This is a genomic window from Brevibacillus porteri (assembly GCF_003013475.1).
In the GTDB taxonomy this organism is placed as follows: domain Bacteria; phylum Bacillota; class Bacilli; order Brevibacillales; family Brevibacillaceae; genus Brevibacillus; species Brevibacillus porteri.
On sequence record NZ_PXZO01000023.1, the window covers coordinates 35304 to 55442 of the forward strand.

Consider the following 20139-nt stretch of genomic DNA (forward strand, 5'->3'; position numbering starts at 1 on the left):
GGACGCATTGTTGCGGGAGGTTTTGCCTTTTCGTAAAAGGATCAGCATTGCTGTTCTCACACGGTGCTACTCGATAAAAAAAGCACCCAAAAAGGGTGCTTTTCCTAAACACTCCCTACCAGTCTTATCGACAATCGGTAGTGATTTAATTAGGACTTTTGTTGGGCAATCAGGAGAAATCGATGGGTAGGAATATCGATATACCCAACCGCTTCGATTTTTTGGTGCAGATCGAGCAAGGCATCCGCGTACTTTTCTACAGTAAAGTCGCGAATCTGCCATTCGATCGCCTTCAAGTAGTAAACAATGGCACCGATATCGTAAAAACGCGAAAAGCTCATTTCCTCTCTTTGCTCCACAATCGTAAGACCGACTTCCTTCAGCTCGTTCACTGCATAGGCAAGATTCCAGTGCAAGTAATCAGGCGAAATTGGAGCGCCCAGCAATCGATTCAGGTCGAGATTGTCTTGACCGCCTACTTGCTGAGTGACAAATGTGCCCCCTGGCTTCAACAGGCGCTTCATTTCAGACGGCAAATAAGCTTCATGTCGATTGATAATCAAGTCGAGTGACTGATCCTCAAAAGGCAATATTCCTTCCCCGTCTACTGGAAACACACGAACACCCAAGGGCTCCAGATTGGCTTTTGCCACCGCTACATTCGGCTCATAGCCTTCTGTCGCATACGTCTCCACAGGGAACGGCGCAAGCGTAGAAAACAGTTCTCCACCGCCTGTTCCCATTTCCAGCATAGAGCGAATCCCAAGCATGTTCTTTTTCACGATATTTACGTAGTTCCAGCCAAGTGGTGCATCCTGCATCCTGCCTGTCGCAGTCAATCTGGCAAAATCCCACCCAGCGAATGGTGCCTCCACTTCCTCTTGAAAGCTTTTGATCCAATCCTTATTTTCCATTTCTGCTTCTCCTCTCATTTATACCAGTCTGTTCATTTCCAAACCAGACGAGGCAGGAGGAGCTCGAGCGCGTTGTTACGTTTGTACAAAATCAAAGGACATGAGAAAAAGCCGCCTTCCCAATATTCTAATAATCCGAAAAAGATTACTAAAATTGTAATGTATATCCTGTATGTAGATCAAGCGCACTTCTCCGACTTAAGGCGGAGTGAAAATACTGCCTCGGTACGTTTGGTCTTCAGCCGTTTCTCTATATCATTAGTATCGAACTAGTAAACAGGAGGAACTGATCATGGCTGATTTTGAAGTGCTTGCCGGGATTCATCAAGGATTGTTTCTGGTCCTTCTCATCGTCATGCTGGTCCCAACAATCATGGCAAACCAGCTCGTTTTCCGTCCGACGAAACGGGCTTTCATAAGCAGTGCTCGCATCACTTTATGTTTTTCATGGTCGGCCCTTTTTGTATTTGCTGGGCATTTAGTGATGACATGGGTTTTGTTTGAATCCTTTGGTTGGCTTTACATAAAGGATACGTTGCTTGGCTTTTTACCTTTTATTTTTGTTCCATTGCTCTTTTGCCTTCTCTCTACTTTTCCACGATTGTGGGAGTTGACCGGGAAAGGCGGCAGAGAGTCAAGGCAGTCACAAGTAGATACGGATTATACCCGCATTTTGTTACAAGAGAAAAATGTTAGGTCTGCAAAAGCAAACTCGCCAGATCTAAACGACGCATTAGATGCAGAGTGGCGAGGAGACGCATCTTGCCCCGAATTGCTCGTTCCGCTACAAGCTAGCGTCTTGAGTTGTCTGATCGCACTCTTTCTTCAAGTCTTTTTTCCGGCTGTTACACTGGAACCGTCCATTTTGTTTCTCGCTTGGGGCGTATTATTAGCCGGGGTCTCCCTGCTCTGGATTCGGCAATCGTGGCAGCATCAATACCATTCCACTGCGGAAATTTGGGTAAAACCACGCCGCCTGCATCGCTTTATCCGTTTTGCCGCGTTTCTTCTGATGACTGCTTTACTTGCGACGATCTGGGGAAATCAAGTGATGATAGCGAGTCGCCTTCCCGATCATTCACCTTTGGGAGGTCAAAATCAGGACGATCACGCTTTCCCCGATTTCGTTTTCCCTGTAAAGGCGAGTGCACATTCGATGCCTTCCACAGGGAAACGTGGAAGTGTCGATGGGCCAACAGAACCAAAACAAGAAACCCCTGATCGAACGATTTCGCTGAACGCACAGAAAACAACCATCCTTCAAGCATCGGGAAAAACCGTAGAAGCATGGACCCTGAATGGACAATATCCCGGGCCTGAGCTGCGTATGAAGCAAGGGGAGCTCGTCGAAATCATCCTTTTGAACAAGGATATTTCCGAAGGGATAGACATCCACTGGCATGGCATGCAGACTCCCGCTAGCTATGATCGCATTGCAAAAGGAGAAAAATCTGTTTATCGTTTTCGCGCAGAACAAACAGGAACGTATTGGTATCATTCTCATCAGCAAATTCCTGAGCAAGTAGTGAACGGACTATTCGGCGCCCTTGTGATCGAGCCAGCCGAGGCTACGACTACAGGCGCACCCATCCGCGACATCGCCATGATTCATCACAAGGACGAAAAGGCAGGCGCGATGTTAAACGGCTCACATACACGAAAAATCGAAACAGTTACTCCTGGCACAACGGTTCGCCTTCGCTTTATTAACGCAGAAAATGCTCCTGTCACCTATTTGCTGCAAGGAACTCCTTTTCAGGTAGTAGCGATTGACGGAACCGAGGTAAACGAACCGAATTTAATTGCCAATCAAGCCTTGCAGCCGGGGGCAGGCGGTCGATACGACATTCAGTTTACGATGCCTAATCGTCCCGTGCTATTTGCTCCAGCTGCAAACCAGCAAGACAAAGGGCTACTCTTACGTCCAGACGGGTCCGAAGATGCTGTGCCCTTCTTAGATGCAGAGCTTTCTGTCTTTGACCCTGCACGTTACGGCAGTCCGATTGCGCTTCCTTTTGATCTCTCTTCCCATTTTGATCGGGAATATCAACTGCTCATTGATGGTCAGTACGGATTTTATGACGGTCAATTCGAGCGTTTGTCGACGGTAAATGGCGACTTGCTTCCTGAGACACGAATGATGATGGAAGAAGGGGATCTCATAAAGCTGACTTTCGTCAACCGCAGCTTCCAGGATCAATCGATATATCTGCATGGTCATCACATGCTCATCTTGAGTCGAGACGGCAAAAAGGTGACAGGAAGTCCATGGTGGACGGACACTCTCCAGGTAGCGCCAGGTGAAACCTATGAAGTTGCTTTCCGCGCGAATAATTCTGATGCATCAATGGAAGAGAGCCTGCCTACAGGTGACACTGCTTTTGGTATAGCAATCCCGCTCGTGTATGAAGAGCATCTCTAAAAAGAAAACAGCAGTCCGTAGCGATTTTCGCCAGGCTGCTGCTTTCTTTTTTGTCTGTTACTGAGACTTTTTCCGGTTCTTGGCCGCCAATAGTCTGTTTAGCGTTTCGTCAGGCTGTGTTTGCTTCTCCTGCTTCTCTTTTGCCTGCTCGTTCTTGATTGCTGCTGGCTTCACCCGATTTCCAGCCGTCCCTACCGGATGAATAAGGGGAGCAGATACGACTTTCTGGTCATCTATCCGCTCTTCACGTGTCCGTCTTGTCGCAGAGCGCTTCTCGCCGAGGCGAGACAATACTGCCTGTTGTTCAGAATCGGCAGACGTGGACTTGCGCAATCTCCATAGACTAGATAGCCTTGCCCACCATTGATCCGGCAACTGCAAACGGCGAACGGCGATATCGATTGGCAGCAGCAAAGCCGCCAACATCAGCAACCACTCACTGATTGACTGTGTGTCCCATTTATCAGGAAGCGTGCCGCCAAAAGCTTCTTCCGGTTTGGTGATCTGATTCCCTCCACCGGCACTTAGCCACTCTTGAAGTTCTTTCTCTCCATCAGCATGTATTCCGTATTCGGGTGAATAGGAAACGGTCAATCCAGTCGTTTGGCTCGCCATGACTCGGCCTTGATTTTTTTGTGAGATCTGAATCATGTAAGTGCCCGGATCAGCTGTCTCGAATTCACCCTCCATGACGCCTGGCGCAACCGGCTTAAGCTTGATGACCTCTCGCTTCATCTCTTGATTGAGAACCACTGCCTCCATCTCTTGAGGCATGCTTCCACCAGCTGGCATCGTAACCCTCACATTGCCTTTTGCACCGTTCACGCTCGTAGTCGTCTTCCAAGTGCCTTCTGTAATTTGTGGGAAAGTCCATGCCACGATTTCGTTCCACAGACGGCTGTTTCCTCCCCAAGCCACCCAGTCCGGTGACCACTTCCCTTCCAGATCACTCGTCCAGGCGACAGAACGCCCCAGGCCGTACTGCCAGCGGGTGAGAATCGGATCATCGTCAGCACTCATCAAGGATGATTCAGCTGTTTGCTTCGGTGTTGTTGCTATATACGCTCGCACTGGAGGTAATGTATGCTTCAGCGTAGGCCATGCTCCCATCCCTGTATAGCCTGGTATTTGGGGCTTCTCTACAATAAACGTGCGACTGGCTAACGCTGTTTCCTTACTGAAGATTTTCGGGATAGATTCGGCATCGTTGGCAAAGTAATATCTGCCCTTTCCTAACTCGGCAATCATCTCCAGCAGCGACCTATCCGAATCATCACCCAGCGCCACAGTTGAAACGGTAATATTTTCAGCCGTCATTTGTTGTAGCAGGCCCTCGTAATCATCGCCGATTGCAGACTGCCCATCTGTGAGCAAAATAACATGCTTGCGCTGGGTGTTCATCGCCTTTACACGTTCGTAGCCCAGCTGTAAGGCAGGGAAAATATCGGTCCCGCCATCCGCTTGGATTTTGCTGATCTGCTGTTGGATTTCATCCAGCTTCGTGACAGATTGTGGCGCTACGACATCCCATGGCGCATCGTCAAATGCGATCACCCCGATGTAGTCCTGTGCATTCATCATGGTTGTCGCTCGAATTGCGGCTTCTCTAGCCAGCGCCATCTTATCCGCACCTCTGGCATCGGCACTCATACTGCCCGATTTGTCTATGACCAGTTGAAGCCCGAGCGTAGGGAGCTGTTCCTTCCCTTTCAAATCCATGTGAACGGGCAATGCCTCTTCGATTGGTGTCTGGAACCAGCCACCCATGCCGAAGCTATCTTTCCCCCCTGTCATAATCAAACCAATGCCCAAATCACGTACAGCGGTCCGCATCCGTTCCATATCCGCATCAGTCATGCTGGTAGCAGGCACATCTGCCAGTACGATGGAGGCAAATTGCTTGTAGCCCTCAAGCTCCTTTGGCAGCAGTGCAAGATCGCGCAGCTCCACCTTGATATTGCCCGCTTCCAGCGCTTGAATGAGGTTGCTGGCGGCACCTGGATGCCCTTCGGCTACGAGCACGATTGGTGCCCCGGCTACCTGTGTATAGGCAGTAGCCTGATTGTTCGCCGCTACGGTATCTTGTCGCGGCTCGATTTCCACGCGATAGCGATGGAAGCCCTGCTGCATCGCTTTTTGCGAAAAAACGAAGCGATTGTTGCCCTTACCGATCTGTACCGTTTGCTGGCCCGCCTCGCGATTGCCTTCATACAGGCGTAGGGTTGCCTCGGTTGCTATTGTACTCTCCACATCAACGGTGATGCCGTATTCCTCTCCCGCATACAGTCTTTGCGGTACCTGTACAGATGAAAGAACGACCTCATCCCCGTGTGGCTGCTGTAAGGAAACAGCCTCTACAGCGATTCCTCGCTCCCTCGCCAGTCTCGTCTGCCGTGCCGCATCTCCGTTTGTTTCCTGACCATCTGTCAGCAAGACGACTTTTCCTCTGGCATTGGTAGGGATCATGGCAGACGCCAATCGGATTCCTTCTGCCAAATTGGTTGCATTCCGGTTGACATCCACGCCCAAGGGCTGTACCTCTTGGCGTAACGTCAACGGTTGATCAACCGCTGCCTCTGCACCTACTGCAATGACAGCATACTTATCTGCTGCTTGCTTTTGCCCGATCGCCTCGCGCAGAAAGGAGAGAACCCGCGGATCGTCCTTCATAGAAGCGGATCGATCTACAACAAACACAATCGTTTTCGCCTGAACAGGTGTCAACAGCTGTGTCCCTGCCAACGCCAAAACCAGAAGGAGGAACAAGAGCGAACGAATAGTTGCAATTGTCGCCTTTCTGGCGATCGGCATTGGCTTTTGATGTCGCCACCAGCTGATGATGACGTACGCAACGGGAAGCAATAGCAACAGGAATAGCGGTTGTATAAAGTTAATACCCACGCTGATACACCCTCCATTCCACCAATAACACCAAGAGAGCAAACGCCGCCAACCAATAGGTCAACTCCTTCGTTCCCAGTGCTCCTGTTGTGTCAGTCGCTGTTGCTTCCTCACTCTCCTTTTGTTCTTCGGCATTCTTCCGGGCAACGCTCACAGACTTTGGTGTAATATTCGATTCTTCCTCATTCATTTGGACAGTAAAATACGTACTTTTGGTCCCGGTATCTACCCCTTCGTCAAGACGATACAGTCCAGTCAGCTCCGGTAGCTGCATCGTTTTCGACGTGGCGTCCTCCGTAAGAGACTGCTGGTGTCCATTCGGATACGTCAAGGTACGTGTTGTCGCTCCAGGTGAGAGTGGGATGGTCAAGACCTCTCCCGGATGTGCCGTGGGGATTGGGGCTATTTGACCAGGTGACAGCCAATTGACGATATTTTGCATGAAAATCGGAAAAGCAGGACGTAGAGGAAAGTCCGATGCATGCAAATCAAATCCGATGATGACCATTCGACGACCGTCTATGATCCCGGCTCTGACCAGATCGACATCGCCTGCGCGTACCAATGGCTTCATACCAGGCATCTCGTCCAATACGTATCCTTTGGCGACGTGCACATCCCGCCAATCTACGTGCTTGAGCAGAGGGTCATCCGGGGAAACTGGCCTTGGCTGTTGATCCAGTTCTTTTTCCCCAGCAAGCGGTAACCACTCTGTTTTCTTGTTCGGAGCAATCAACAAAATGTTTCCTTTTGGCAACTGTTCTGGCACGACTCCGTCAAAAACCCACAAGTCACGCGCAGCCGCCGCTGTAACCGGTGCCTGCTGAATCGTTTCCACCTCAAGACTTCCGACTGTCTGCAATACTTGATGGAGGAAGCGGTTCCCCTCTGGCGAATACAACGCTGCCTTTCCCCTCCCGGCAGCGAATGGCACGCTCCACATGACATTATCCTGGGAAAGTCCGTCCTGCTCCGGTTCGATGACTGCACGATAGACGCTAGACACCGCCAGCTTCTGAAACGAAAATGTCTGAGAGCTACCTGCCCCAATCGCAAAAGAATCGGTATCCAGCAACTTGTCTTGCTCATCAAAAACAGTGACTTTTCCTTTCGCAGGCATACTGCCGTGATTGTCCACCCGCAGCAGTCCCTCTACCCCTTTTTCCGTTGGCTGGGTCACAAAAACACCGATTGCGGGATTCTCGCGGGTGCTTCCCATCTGCATAAACTGAAAGCTCCCGGAAAAAGCAGGAACTGGGCCTCCATCCAGCTTGCGTTCCCCGCTTCCGTCCCCCATCCAAACCACTCCACTGCCTGGTTCATTCTCTGCAATAGCTCCCGCTAATGACAACGCAGCAATTTGATCGGATGTCCCGGAAAAAGGCGCAAGCTTTTCGATAGCTTGCAAGAGCGGCTCTTTGTCTGCACTTTTGGAAACCAAAACATTCGGCTCACGCCCTGCCTCGATGAGGGTCATTGTCTGGCTGCTTCCCAGCTTCTCTACGAGTGCTTTTGCCTGTGAAACGGCTCGTTCTAGCCGCGTCTCGTTCCCTTCCTTCGTCATCATGCTCCCTGATGTATCCACGACCAAAATCGTATGGTCGGATGTGATTCCCTCAGTGGGAACGGCCGGTCGTATCAAAGCCAGCACGAGCAAGCAGGCAACGAGCAGTTGCAGCAGCAACAACAGGTTACGCCGCAGCCTTTCCCACGGTTTCACCGCTTCCCAGTTTTGCATCGTGCGCTGCCACAGGAGTGTACTTGGTATGACACGATCCTCTACTTTTCGCTTGAGCAGGTAGAGGACGATGATGGCCGGGATAATCAGCGCAAACCACAAGTTGCCCAAATCCATCCACTGCATGTAGTCTCTCTCCTCTCTAGCGAATCAAGCCGGCCTGACGAAAGACATGGAAGACAATCGATTCCAGCGATTGTTCCGCCTCTACAGACACGAAGGCGATCCCTCTTCCATATGCAAACGCGGACAGTTCTTGTTGATAATCTTGCAAGCTCTTGTGGTACTCTTCCATCAAAAGGCTGGTCAGGGATACTTCTTTTGCTTGCCCGGTCTCTGAATCTATCAACCGCAGCTCTCCCGCATACTCGGGCGCAAGCTCTTCTTTGGAAAGCACCTGAACCAGCGTGACCTCTTGTTTGGCCGCCTGCAAATACGCGATGCCTTCCGTATAGCCTGACTCGAACAAAAAGTCCGACAGCACGATAGATGTGCCAGCTTTGCCGCTGACAGCCCCAGGCTGACGCATTGCCGTTTGAATATCACCTGCTTCCCCTTCTTGCAGGGAAGATAGGAAGCTGAGCAAGCGATGTGCCTGACTCTTTCCTTGCAGCCCGGTAAGTGCTGACGTAATGCGGCTGTCAAATGCATAGACCGACACATGATCGAGATGGCACAGGGACAAATAGCCAAGAGCCGCGGCAATCTCGACAGCACGGGCCATTTTGTTCGGTTGCCCGTAGCTCATCGAACGACTGCAATCAATATACAAGTTCACATGAAGCTCTGTTTCATCCAAGTACTTTTTCAAAAACAGCTTGCCTGAACGAGCATACGCATTCCAATCGAGCTGCCGCAAATCATCGCCGGGAACATACGCCCGAAAGTCCGCGAACTCCATGGAGCTGCCCAGCTGTCTCGCCCTTCGCTTGCCTGCCTGGCTACCGCTGACCGCTTTGCGGCTAGCCATCTGCATTCGCTCCAGTCTGGCGAGCCATGACGGATCAAGCAGGTGTTGATTCATACTTTCTGCGTCCCCAGTTCGTCCAAAATATCCATAATGACGCGGTCTGGTCGGATGCCGTTTGCCTCTCCTTCAAAATTAAGGAAAATGCGGTGGCGCAACGCTGGCAGAGCAACTGCTGTCACGTCCTCGTATGCCAGATTGTATCGGCCAGCCAATAACGCACGTACCTTTGCCAAGGAGACAATCGCCTGCACGCCACGTGGACCTGCACCGTTGCGCACATATTTGTTCACGGAAGCAATCGCCTGTTCCCCCGGATGCGTCGCTAAAAGCAGCTTCACGGCGTAATCTAGTACCGCATCGGCAACCAACACTTCACGCGCTGCCTGCTGAATCTCAGCAATTTGCTCGGCTGAAGCCACTTTTTCCACGGTGATCACCTGGCTCGTGGTCGTTTGCCGCACGATCATTTTCAGTTCTTCTTCCGTCGGATACGGCACGTCGATCTTCAATAAAAAGCGGTCCATTTGCGCTTCTGGCAACGGGTATGTCCCTTCCTGTTCCAGCGGGTTCTGTGTCGCGAGAACGAAGAATGGCGCCGGCAGCTGACGAGTCACACCGCCGGCAGAAACGGTTCGCTCCTGCATGGCCTCCAACAGGGCGCTTTGCGTCTTCGGCGTCGCCCGGTTGATTTCGTCAGCCAGCACGACATGAGCGAAGATCGGACCATGTTGGAATTGGAAAGACTGCTGACCCTTCTCGTCGACCAACAGGATGTTCGTTCCAGTAATGTCTGTCGGCATCAGGTCCGGTGTGAACTGAATACGCTGAAACGACAGCTCGAAGGCTTGAGACAATGTTCGAACAAGCAGCGTTTTGCCCAATCCGGGTACGCCTTCCAAAAGCGCATGTCCACCTGCAAACACGGCCCACAGAAGTTGCTCGACCACATCTTTTTGTCCTACCAATACTTTTCCAATCTCCTGCCTGACAAGCTCTACTCGCTGCAAGCAATCCTCTAGCGTTTGCTGCGCCATCGCCGTGTCTCCTTCCTGTTGTTGAATGATCTAAGGCTCAATTTTGCTGAAATAATCCTTTACGATCTGTTGGTAATCGCCGGGAATACTGCCCTTTTCCATACTTTCACGGGCAAATTGCTCATACTGGCCGTACACTTCCTCATACGGCAGTGTTCCACCGGAGGAGACTTGTGTGTTTCCGCTTTGCTGCGACTGGGAAGGTCCTGACCCGAGTGTGCCTCCGACTGTATCAACAGGTCCTTTATCTCCACCTATGCGATCTGCCGGGACGGTAACGAGCTCGTGTTTGCCTTTTCCTAACCCGGCCCCGCCACCTTGACCGCTTCCTTGACCGCCGTTTCCATTTCCATTACCGTTGCCATTACCGTTGCCATTACCGTTTCCGTTTCCATTCCCTTGCCCCGAGCCATTATTTCCATTCCCGGACTGGTTTGCCGGGTTCGTCCCTTGATTGGGATTGGTACCTGTTCCCGGTGTTGCCGCAGTTGGCTGATTCCCGGGTGTCCCCGATGCTGGAGTCGCCTGGCCTGTTGCCGCCGTACCTGCCCCATCTCCACTCGCTCCAGCATTTTCTGCTTGTGCGCCTGCACTGGCAAGCGTCATCTGCGACTGATTGAGCGAAGCAGCGGCATGTATAGCTGCGAGCATGGCTTGCTGAGATTGCTGGATGCCCGTCATCGCTTGCATCAAGCTGTTCTCGAGCGCAGTCATCGCTTGAGGCATTTGTCCTTGTGCTGTTTGCTGGGCTGCCTCCGCCAGTTGTTTGGCGATATCCTCCAGCTCCTTCGAGTCGGCAGACTCTGCCTCTTTTTTCAATTGTTCTGCTGCACTTGCGAGTTCGCGGGCGATCTCTTCCCGCTCTTTTTGCGGCATGCTTTCCATGGCTTTTGCCATTTGTGCCAGGGCCTCGGTCATCGCTTGTCGATCTTTCGCTTCCATCGCGCCAGCCAAGGATTTGGTCCCTTCTTGATTACCCAAGCTGCGCTGGAGTGCTTGCAGCGCTTTTTCTTTCTGCTGCTCTGCATCTCTGACCTTCTCCAATTGTTTTTCCGCAGCGCGCAATGCATTTTGACGTTCTGCCGGATCGTCTGCTTTCGCCAGAGCCTTTTTTGCCTGCTCCAGCATTTCCTCCAGCTGCTTTTTCTGCGCGTCGGTAAAGCCTGTATTCTTTTTCACGTCCTGTTTGATTTCCTCTACTTCTTCCTCGACCTGCGCGATTGCTTTCTTTTCCTCTGCTATCTGGGCCAGTCGCAAGTCTTGCGGATTCGGCCAAAGAAACAGCACCAGGCATACCAATAGCAAGCTGCTTGTGACATACACCTTTCTTTGGACCAGCGACCAGATGCGGACGCGCTCTACGATTTGCGGCAAATTTTTTCGCAGATGCTGCAGGGCGTCTTCCCTCTGCATACCTGCTACCATCGACTGATTCTCTTGATTCTCCCATGCTGTGACCACTCGCTGGGCCAAACCATTACCATCTGCCACTTGCGCACAGTGGAGCCATGTAGGGCGCTTCCAAAGCGCACGCACCATGCCTGTGACTACAACAAGCACTGGCAGCCCAATCACGATCCATTGGTAAAACGGAATCGGCCAGATGCGGGCAAGGAGGAGGAGCACGACACTCGCCGCCATCCCCCACAAACCATAGACCGTTAGCTGCTGTATCCATACACGCAAGCCCAGTTGCTTTCGAATGGGTGAAAGCAATAGCTTCAGCTCGTCGTTCGCTTTAGCGGTAAACATAGCTTATTGCTCCTCTTTCACTTTGCGAAATCTCGGTTTCACTGGCTGAATGAGATAGATGGAGAGAAACAGGCAGAACAGTGTAATGGTTCCGAAAAACAGGCAGTAAACCGCGTACGGGTCCACATTCCCAATCCTGATCTGCGGCCCTTCCTCAAAAATGTTCAACATCGCAAACAATGGGTTAAAATTATGAATGAGATTGGGCCAGTCCGGCATAGTCGCAGATGGCACGCTACCGGAACGGCGCTGGTACCGAATGAACTCTTTGATAATTTCCGCCAGTATGCTCGACCCGATCGCAGATCCGAACACCACGGCATAAGTGACAACCGTAGAGATACCAGTCCGTTTGATCAGCGTAGACATGAGAACACCAATGCTGCCGATACCAAACATCGTAATGACGTAAAAACCAAACACCTTGATCACTTGTGCAGGTGAAATTCCTCCATACAAAAAGACGATGGCATAGAGCGGGATGGTCGCAATGACCAGAAAGGTCATGAAGCTGAGCGATGCCAGCCATTTGCCTAAAATCAATCGTGTGGCACTGACATTCGTGGTCAACAGCACACTCAACGTCTGGCGTTCGCGTTCACCGGAAATCACACCTGCCGTCAGTCCCGGCACGACGAAGCCGATCATCCCGAGCTGAAACACAGACAGCATCATGAACAGCTCGCGTGTATCATTTGGGTTGTAGTAGCTGCCACCGTTTGTCATAAAGAAAATTATCGTCAGCGTCATTGCGCCCAAGACGAGTAAATATAACAGGATGATCCACGGTGACCGATTGGTCCGCATCCGCATTTTCCATTCATTGAACAAGACAGGGTTGTGAAATCGTCTCAAGTCGCTCATGAGCCCACCCCTTTCGTAATTTCCAGGAAGATTTCTTCCAAATCACCTACTGCCTCATTAAACGCGGCAACAGGATAGCCTGACACCGCAAGCTCCCGCAGCAGCTCAACCTGTTCTTCGTCATTGCCTGAAAAGCCTGCAACGACCCAGTTCCCTTCACGTGTCACCCTGGTAATGACGGACATTTCACGCAGGCGCGTCATTGCTTCCTCAACCCGATCTAACAGGCGAATGCGCAATACCCGCTGTTCTTGCATTTTCGAGTAAATCTCATCGACTCGTCCAAAGGCAACCAGATTGCCTTCCTCCACAATCCCGATGACGTCGCACATCTCCGCTAGCTCAGGCAATATGTGCGAGCTAATGATAATCGTCTTGCCCATGTCCCGCAGTTCCTTCAAAATCTCCCGCAGCTCGATGCGTGCACGCGGGTCCAACCCAGAAGCTGGTTCGTCCAAAATGAGTACTTCCGGATTGTGAACCAGCGAGCGAGCCAGCCCGAGACGCTGCTTCATCCCCCTCGACAACGAGTCGACGTAGGCATCCCGCTTGTGCGTGAGATTCACCAGCTCTAATAACTGCGGAATGATTTGTTTTCGCTCTGCTGCCGGAATATCGTAGTTCGCGCCGTAAAAATCAAGGTACTCTTCTGCTGTCAAATTGTCATAGACTCCAAAAAAGTCTGGCATGTAGCCGATCAGCTTGCGCACTTCCTTTGGATGCTTGGTCACTTCGTAGCCGCCTACGTATGCCCTCCCACTGGTCGGCTCCAATAAAGTCGCCAAAATGGACATCGTCGTCGATTTTCCTGCCCCGTTCGGACCGACGAAACCAAAAACGGTCCCCTTGTCAATTTCGAGCGAAAGTCCTTTTAACGCTTCCATTTTGCCGTAGCGCTTACGCAAATTTTGGATCTGGATCACTTCTTGCTCACCTTCCCTTCCACACTGACACTTGGAACCCCAATGTGGCGATCATCCTCAAATTGGTGGGCAAATTTGATGCGGACAATGCCGTCGCCCGAAACATAAGTAGTAGTCTTGTCGCTTGTCATCACGTTGTTCATGAATGCTTTTTCAAATGGTTCGAAAGCTTTTGTCTTCCAGTTGTATACCTCTTTTTCAAATGTCGTATTGTCCTCTGACCAGGTGTACAGATACAAATTGCTGATGGTAAGATCCTGTCCTTCCTGATTCAGATTGATGTCAAAGGTAATATCCCCGGCAGGCAGCCTAAAGCCATCTCCGTAGTCATCTACCGGAACAGAGCTGCCCGACATCGTCACATCAAACGATCCCGTCGGATAATAAATGTGTCCGTCCTTGGATGGATTCACTTGCAGTGTCGAAGTGACCATCGCAAGGCTGCTGTTCTCCGTATTTTCGTTTGGTACGACAGCCGCAACAACTTGCTCTTCGGTCCAGCCTACGAGTTTTACCACTTCAGACTGACCACCACGTCTATCCATCATGTCTAGCATTTCCACAATGACTTGCTCACGCGTTTGTTTTTCATAGCCATTCGATTGCATGTACTGTGGCAGTGCATGCCCCGTATTCATCCGATGTTGGTTCCGCCTTGCTTGTTGTTGAGGGGCAAACGGCAAGTTCACTTCGACACTGCTGCCAGCCGCCAACTGTGGAAACTCTTGTACCTGCATACCAGTAGAGATCGTCACATCTCGCAGCGAGTACTTCGTATGGTTCGTCACGGTTCCTTTTAGTGCGCCGTTCTCATACGACAGGTTCGATTCTATTTTTCCTACGTCCGATAAGGATTGCTCCGTCGCAACCTTGCGCATCGACCAGAATTCTACATCTCGGAAATCAATATGGGTCTGATCCGGCTGCATGGAAATCCACGTTTTCGGAATTAGATCGACATAATCTCTTTCAGTGACGGGTTGGGTTATACCCTCTCCCTTTATAGTCAAACGATAGTCGTCATTACTCGGTACGAATAATGCGGTTACACTCATCGCATTCGCCTGTCCGTTGTTTTGCAGCTCAATATAACCTACCTGGTGCAGCTTTACACCCACCCCCCGCTGGATGGCACCAATCGAGAAGATTCCGATTCCCGCCAACACCGAAATGGCAGGGACGATCACCCACATATAGCTTTGCTTACGGCCTCTCCGCAAAATATAGAAAAGAACTGGCCCTACAACCAGGGCATAAATTCCGAAAAATACTGCGAACCAGCCAACCTCTGGAATTTTCAAGGATGGGACTCGATCAGCAGCATCCCGAAGCGGCCATATGTCGTCGATCATGCTCCTATTTGAAGCGTTGATAGAAGAACCAAAAGCCTTTACTAATGTATCTGCCCAAAAGCGACTGTTTCCTGCCCAGCTGGCTACTGGTTCCGCGGCCAGATCATAGGCGACGTACAATACTTTTCCGACTCCCACGTTATGTACAGCCATCAGCGGAATATTTCCTTCGCTGTACAGAACCTTCCCTGCCTTCAATGTCCCATTGCTTACAGTAAAGGGTGATGTCAGTGCAATCGGATTGGTCTTATCCACTTTTAAACTAGAGAGTGTCTGTACACTCGTCACTCCAGTCACTTCTACTGGCGACAAGTCAGCCAAAATGCCTCCGGCTTTCTTGTACTGTGCTCCTCCGGCTAAAATCAGCATCCCGCCAGAATTCGTCCAATCCCGAATCGCTTTGATCTGCTGTTCATTCAATGAATCCAAAGCAAAATTGTTGATGACGAGCATATTGATCATCTGGAGCTGAGTACCTGTCAAAGGCATATTACCTGCCTTCATCGTCAAGAGCTGGACAGGGTTATGAATGGAGCCTTTCGGCAGTACACCAAGGAAGTTAGCAGTGTCGGGATTTTCTGCCAACACACCGATCATCAACGTATCCTCGTCGTATGAAACGCCTGTTACCGGAGTTTGCGCGATGATCTTATCATTTTGCATCAAGGCTACAAAAGAACTGCTATACAGCTCTGAGCCAGGAACAAGAATCGTTACCTGCTTAGTCACTCCGCTTGCAATCGAAACCGGCTGATAATTGGCAACTGTGAAGCGACTGTCTCCCCGTTCCCCCGTAGCGACAAAAAGATCGCCTTCAATATCCGCCCCTCCATTTCTCACCGTGACCACAACGGGTACCATCCCCGTATTCCTGTACTTTCCTTCAATTCCGACTGTTACTCCTAGCTGAATGCTTCCCTCTGCCAAGGCTGTTCCCGTTAATCCTAAAGGAACACCTGCTACCAACAGGAGGAACGCACAGAAGGCCAGGAGCCATCGCTTACACTGCGCCGTTTTCATTCGTTCAAAACCTCCACGGACCATTCTTTTTTCTTCCTATCTTTTCTTCTCATACAGTTATTGACGTTATTTCCAGACAAATAGCTACATTTTTTTTCAAAATGAAGCTGATTGATCGACAAGTGCGAAAGGATTGGAATTTGCGTGATGATTTGCATGAATTTGATCTCAGGGAATCACAGGCAAGCCCAGACGTATGGGGAAACCGCGAAGCCCTTTACTTGGAAGGGATGGGAGCTCCTGTTTTCCTTCGTCAGGCTCGTTTTTGGTGCGCGAGATACGCATATGGGTCTATGACGTGGCAAATTTATAATGGCCCTCGCTATCAAAAGCCGTTGTCTTAGTCTTACACCACGGGGGAATGGAAGAAGCTTGCTGTGGAGATTCAAGCAAATGGGGCTGCCGTATATTTGGGAGAAGACCCTGCGCCACAGTTGGTCATTTCCAATCTACAGCATGGAGCGTCGATTGAGAAAATCGGTTTCTGGAACTACTTACCCGCCTTCATTCGGAATCTATCAGTAACAGAAATCGCGCCGACCAATGTCTTGCCTACCGAGACAGATCGGCAACAGCTCGATCATGAATCAAGAGCAGTTTGGCTGGGGAATTTGTGTCAAGGCAAGACATAATGAAAAATAGAAAAAACGTCAGGATCATGCTCTGACGTTTTTTCGTAATCCTTCTATGACATGCCATACCCTACATCCTGAAGTCTAGCCGTATCAAACATATCGGCTATCGCCTGATGCACATGAGGCGGGTGCTCCGCCAGTCGATGACACAAGTACAAGTACCACTCTGTCCCATATGTGAGGTACAAGCGCACTGGAACCCCTTTTTCTCGCAAAACATGAGCCAGCTCAGGGCGAACCCCGTATAACAGCTCTACCTCTACATTCGGTCGATGCAAATAGTCTCGACCGTCTAGCTCGTCTACAATCGCTTGGTCGTGCGTGGCGAGTGAGCATTCACGCCCAGCTCGTACACACATATCGGCCAGCTCCAGGTATCGTTCGTTCAACTCCACTGAACGCCCCAATGCGACTTCCTGAGGCTCCTTGAATGCGCCTTTAACCAAACGAATTTTCCCCGGGAGTCCGAGCACCCGTTTCACATCATCCAGCGAGCGGTGCAAATGTGCTTGAATCGTAATGCCCACATTTTCATGTCGCTGTGTCAAGCGCTCATACATGCTGATGATCGCCTCTGTTTTCGTCGATTCCTCCATGCTGATCATCAAATAGTGGCCGCTATGTCTCGCCCGCTCCGCCAACTCTTCTACGTGGGCAAACGCCAGCTCTTTATCCAGTAACAAGCCGAGATGGGACAGATCAAAGGAGATTCCGACTGGTGTATGTAGTTGGGAGCAATCCGCAGTTAGCCCCAGAAATTCCCGTTGCGCTTCATTTACAATCTGCGAATCCAGTGTATTTTCACCAATGTGTTCAATTGATAGACGGTAGCCCATTTTTTCCAAGCGTTGGGCTATTTTTATTGCATCGGCACGCGTTTCACCTGTCACATAACGTTTCGCAGCAGTCAAAAGCAACGGATATAGCAAGGGCGATGTTCTGACCACTTCCTTGATTCGTTCATCACGGGCGATTGTACGCAAAATCTCTGCTGTTCTTCTCTCTTCTGGTGTCATCCTTCTCTCTCCTTTGGCAGTGGCATACCTCTTCTCTTCTATCACCCTACCATGGTACGCTTGTATGGATTAGGTCCAGTTTCCCACAATTTCGAGAGGACCAGTTGCGAAAGGAGGCTCACACGGCTTGCTCTGGATAACCATTGACCGAGAGAAACCGATTCCGTTAATCAGACAAATTTATTCTGAATTGCGCACAAAGATTTTGAGCGGAGAACTGACAGCCGGCTTCAAGCTTCCATCTACCCGAAAAGTAGCAAGCGAACTGCACCTCTCTCGCAATGTGGTACTAGATGCGTACGAGCAGCTACTAGCCGAGGGCTACATCGAGAGCAGACGCGGCTCCGGGTATTTCATTGCCTCGGGCATTTATTTGGAACAGCACGCCCGGATGACAGAGGCAGGGGCTGGGTTGCCGAAAGTGGATCAGCATTTCAATGAAGCAGAAAGCAAGCTAATCGATTTTCGTTCTGGTGTTCCTGCTCTGGAGCGCTTTCCTCGCAACCTCTGGGGCAAAACTGTACAGCGTGTCTGTCAGGAAGCGCCGCTGTCAGTCTTTGGTTATAATCGTCCCGAGGGACGCACGGAGCTGCGCACGATTTTGTGTCGCTATTTGTATCGAACGCGCGGCGTGCAATGCGACCCCGAGCAAATCATTATGACATCCGGGGCTACTCAGGCGCTCACCCTGATTGCCAATGTGCTTCTGCGTCCTGATAGTCACGTAGTCATCGAGGACCCGATCACGCACGATATCCAGAGTATTTTCACCAGGACAGGCGCTCGTTTACTGCCTGTTCCGACAGATGCCTACGGGATGGATATGGAACAGCTACCGTCATTATCTGCCCATCACCCCCGCTTCGTATTTGTCACGCCTTCTCATCAGTTCCCGCTCGGCGGCACCATGCCCATCCAGCGAAGACTGCAACTCATTCGTTATGCACGGGAAGCTGACTGCTACATTGTCGAGGATGATTACGACAGCGAGTTTCGTTACGAGACTGCTCCCATCAGCTCCATTCAGGGACTTGCCTCGGAGCGTGTTATCTACATCGGTTCCTTTAGCAAAATCCTTTCTCCCGGACTGCGTCAGGGATACCTCGTCCTGCCAAAAGCATTGGTAGCTTCCTATCAGCAAGCAAAATGGCTATCCGATTTGCACGCCCCTTCGATTGATCAGCTTGCCCTCGGGGTTTTTATCGAAGAGGGGCATCTAGAGAAATACGTGAATCGCGTAAAAAAGCTGTACAAAAAACGCCGTCAATGCTTGATTGATGCTCTTCAACTGGCTTTTGGTGATGGTATTCGCATTTGGGGGGAGGCCGCTGGACTGCACATCGTAGCTGCTTTTCCCACGATTCACTTCACACCTGACGTCCTGGCTGCGCTGGAGCAAGCCGGAGTACGTGTCTACCCGGTCGAGGAACACGCCATTATCAAAGGCAATCATACAGATAAAATCATTCTCGGATACGGCAATACCAATGAGGCACAGATCGAAGAAGGGGTCGAGAGGATCAGGGCTGTTTTAATGAGAATGCTTGCATCTCTTGATTCTCCATGATTTTCCTTCTCCATTGCCCAAAAGAAGAGCCAAATCTCTCGAATCCATCTCAAGATTTGGCTCTCATACTACTACTTATCTGTTAGCGAAAGCGTCCGCAGCAGCCAGGAGGGCACCAACGACAGTGATCCGGGCATCTCCGTCTGTGGTCAAACTCCCAACTTCGGTAAGGTCTCTGCCATGCTCCTCCACGATCCCATCCTGGTGGCCGTTCTCGATCTCTTTGCCAAGGGTAATAAGAAGAATGTCCTTCCCGCGAAGAATACGATGATTGCCATTGAGAGCTTTGATAATTCACGCAACCGCCTTCTTTCCTCTTATTTTTTGCTGACTATATGTGTATATGCACGGTGGCGTTCATCCGCATAGACTACTGACATCCCTATAAATAAAAGGGTATCTACCTATCAAAAAAACCGGTAATCCTACGAACAGGAATGACCGGCTTTTGACTACCCTAATATGTCCTTATGATTTCGTCCACAGCTCTCTGCGAGAAGTGGTTACAGATGTCGCACCGGCAAGAATAGCGCGATCCACATCTTCCTTTGTACGAATAAATCCTCCAGCGATAACCGGAATGCTGGTTCGTACAGTAATTTCTTCGATCAGGTGGGGAATGATTCCTGGCAAAACCTCGACGTAATCCGGTTTGGTTCTCGCAAGCTGGGTAAGGCTGCTGTCTAATGCCATCGTATCAATGAGAAACAGTCGTTGGATGGAAATGAGCCCTTTTTTCTTGGCGGCAAGAACGGCACTGTTCCGTGTGGTGATGATTCCTTCGGGCTGGGCTTCTTGCGCAAGAAACTCCATCGCATATTCATCAGACTTCAAGCCGTCTATGAGATCAGCATGGATCAGCAGTTTTTTCCCGAATGCTCTGGCCCGTTTTCCCAGTGGCTTTACTTGCGCAACATGAGCATTCAGCAAAATAATGCGCTCGTAGCAGCTTTCCATGAGTTCATCAAATTCTTTTAATGTCCGGGCGGCAGGAAGTATTTTTTGATTGATCAGGTTTGCCAATCACGAAT

Annotated in this window: 14 protein-coding genes; 3 read left to right on the top strand and 11 right to left on the bottom strand. The window is 50.5% G+C overall.

All coding sequences use genetic code 11. The annotated features are described in order from the left end of the window. Window positions 1-149: 149 nt before the first annotated feature. Entirely contained in the window at window positions 150-914 is a 765-nt protein-coding gene (locus C7R92_RS13825) for a class I SAM-dependent methyltransferase (protein ID WP_106834657.1), read from the bottom strand. 292 nt (window positions 915-1206) lie between these two features. Here C7R92_RS13825 and C7R92_RS13830 point away from each other — a divergent pair, with 292 nt between their 5' ends. After that, window positions 1207-3336 (top strand): multicopper oxidase family protein, encoded by a 2130-nt coding sequence (locus C7R92_RS13830; RefSeq protein WP_106834658.1) that lies wholly within the window; start codon window positions 1207-1209, stop codon window positions 3334-3336. 57 nt (window positions 3337-3393) lie between these two features. On the opposite strand, the gene C7R92_RS13835 is transcribed toward C7R92_RS13830, so the two are convergent. From C7R92_RS13835 to C7R92_RS13870, 8 genes are read right to left on the bottom strand one after another with little or no spacing between them, the layout of a single operon-like run. Continuing rightward, window positions 3394-6237, bottom strand: coding sequence for a VWA domain-containing protein (locus C7R92_RS13835; RefSeq protein WP_106834659.1), 2844 nt, complete (start codon window positions 6235-6237; stop codon window positions 3394-3396). Further along, window positions 6227-8101, bottom strand: a complete 1875-nt coding sequence (locus tag C7R92_RS13840) for a vWA domain-containing protein (protein ID WP_106834660.1) — start codon at window positions 8099-8101, stop codon at window positions 6227-6229. The genes C7R92_RS13835 and C7R92_RS13840 overlap by 11 nt, the downstream gene beginning before the upstream one ends. Before the next feature lie 16 nt (window positions 8102-8117). After that, window positions 8118-8999, bottom strand: a complete 882-nt coding sequence (locus C7R92_RS13845) for a DUF58 domain-containing protein (RefSeq protein ID WP_106834661.1) — start codon at window positions 8997-8999, stop codon at window positions 8118-8120. Beyond that, the gene (locus C7R92_RS13850) at window positions 8996-9979 is read right to left on the bottom strand and encodes an AAA family ATPase (protein ID WP_017251600.1); all 984 of its coding nucleotides are present in this window, start codon (window positions 9977-9979) and stop codon (window positions 8996-8998) included. Before C7R92_RS13850 ends, C7R92_RS13845 begins: the two co-directional genes overlap by 4 nt. 30 nt (window positions 9980-10009) lie before the next feature. Beyond that, window positions 10010-11731, bottom strand: coding sequence for a coiled-coil domain-containing protein (locus C7R92_RS13855; protein ID WP_106834662.1), 1722 nt, complete (start codon window positions 11729-11731; stop codon window positions 10010-10012). Between the two features lie 3 nt (window positions 11732-11734). Further along, window positions 11735-12595, bottom strand: a complete 861-nt coding sequence (locus C7R92_RS13860; RefSeq protein WP_106834663.1) for an ABC transporter permease — start codon at window positions 12593-12595, stop codon at window positions 11735-11737. Continuing rightward, window positions 12592-13518, bottom strand: coding sequence for an ABC transporter ATP-binding protein (locus tag C7R92_RS13865; protein ID WP_106834664.1), 927 nt, complete (start codon window positions 13516-13518; stop codon window positions 12592-12594). Before C7R92_RS13865 ends, C7R92_RS13860 begins: the two co-directional genes overlap by 4 nt. Continuing rightward, entirely contained in the window at window positions 13515-15890 is a 2376-nt protein-coding gene (locus C7R92_RS13870; RefSeq protein ID WP_244195747.1) for a DUF7408 domain-containing protein, read from the bottom strand. The genes C7R92_RS13865 and C7R92_RS13870 overlap by 4 nt, the downstream gene beginning before the upstream one ends. A 377-nt stretch (window positions 15891-16267) precedes the next feature. On the opposite strand from C7R92_RS13870, the gene C7R92_RS13875 reads away from it, so the two are divergent. Beyond that, window positions 16268-16522, top strand: coding sequence for a hypothetical protein (locus C7R92_RS13875; protein WP_106834666.1), 255 nt, complete (start codon window positions 16268-16270; stop codon window positions 16520-16522). Between the two features lie 53 nt (window positions 16523-16575). Here the strand turns inward: C7R92_RS13875 and C7R92_RS13880 are convergent, their stop codons facing one another. Then, complete coding sequence (locus C7R92_RS13880; protein WP_106834667.1) at window positions 16576-17541, bottom strand: proline dehydrogenase family protein; 966 nt, start codon at window positions 17539-17541, stop codon at window positions 16576-16578. Window positions 17542-17668: 127 nt separating this feature from the next. Between C7R92_RS13880 and pdxR the strand changes: the two genes are divergently transcribed. After that, entirely contained in the window at window positions 17669-19108 is a 1440-nt protein-coding gene (gene pdxR, locus C7R92_RS13885; RefSeq protein ID WP_106834668.1) for a MocR-like pyridoxine biosynthesis transcription factor PdxR, read from the top strand. Window positions 19109-19576: 468 nt separating this feature from the next. Here pdxR and C7R92_RS13890 read toward each other — a convergent pair whose 3' ends face one another. Further along, window positions 19577-20131, bottom strand: a complete 555-nt coding sequence (locus C7R92_RS13890; RefSeq protein WP_017251605.1) for a glycerol-3-phosphate responsive antiterminator — start codon at window positions 20129-20131, stop codon at window positions 19577-19579. Window positions 20132-20139 lie beyond the last annotated feature (8 nt).

Excerpts from the sequence above, each read along its gene's own strand:
- C7R92_RS13825 (WP_106834657.1), bottom strand. The coding sequence starts at position 914 with ATGGAAAATAAGGATTGGATCAAAAGCTTTCAAGAGGAAGTGGAGGCA.
- C7R92_RS13830 (WP_106834658.1), top strand. The coding sequence starts at position 1,207 with ATGGCTGATTTTGAAGTGCTTGCCGGGATTCATCAAGGATTGTTTCTG.
- C7R92_RS13840 (WP_106834660.1), bottom strand. The coding sequence starts at position 8,101 with ATGCAGTGGATGGATTTGGGCAACTTGTGGTTTGCGCTGATTATCCCG.
- C7R92_RS13845 (WP_106834661.1), bottom strand. The coding sequence starts at position 8,999 with ATGAATCAACACCTGCTTGATCCGTCATGGCTCGCCAGACTGGAGCGA.
- C7R92_RS13850 (WP_017251600.1), bottom strand. The coding sequence starts at position 9,979 with ATGGCGCAGCAAACGCTAGAGGATTGCTTGCAGCGAGTAGAGCTTGTC.
- C7R92_RS13855 (WP_106834662.1), bottom strand. The coding sequence starts at position 11,731 with ATGTTTACCGCTAAAGCGAACGACGAGCTGAAGCTATTGCTTTCACCC.
- C7R92_RS13860 (WP_106834663.1), bottom strand. The coding sequence starts at position 12,595 with ATGAGCGACTTGAGACGATTTCACAACCCTGTCTTGTTCAATGAATGG.
- C7R92_RS13870 (WP_244195747.1), bottom strand. The coding sequence starts at position 15,890 with ATGAAAACGGCGCAGTGTAAGCGATGGCTCCTGGCCTTCTGTGCGTTC.
- C7R92_RS13880 (WP_106834667.1), bottom strand. The coding sequence starts at position 17,541 with ATGACACCAGAAGAGAGAAGAACAGCAGAGATTTTGCGTACAATCGCC.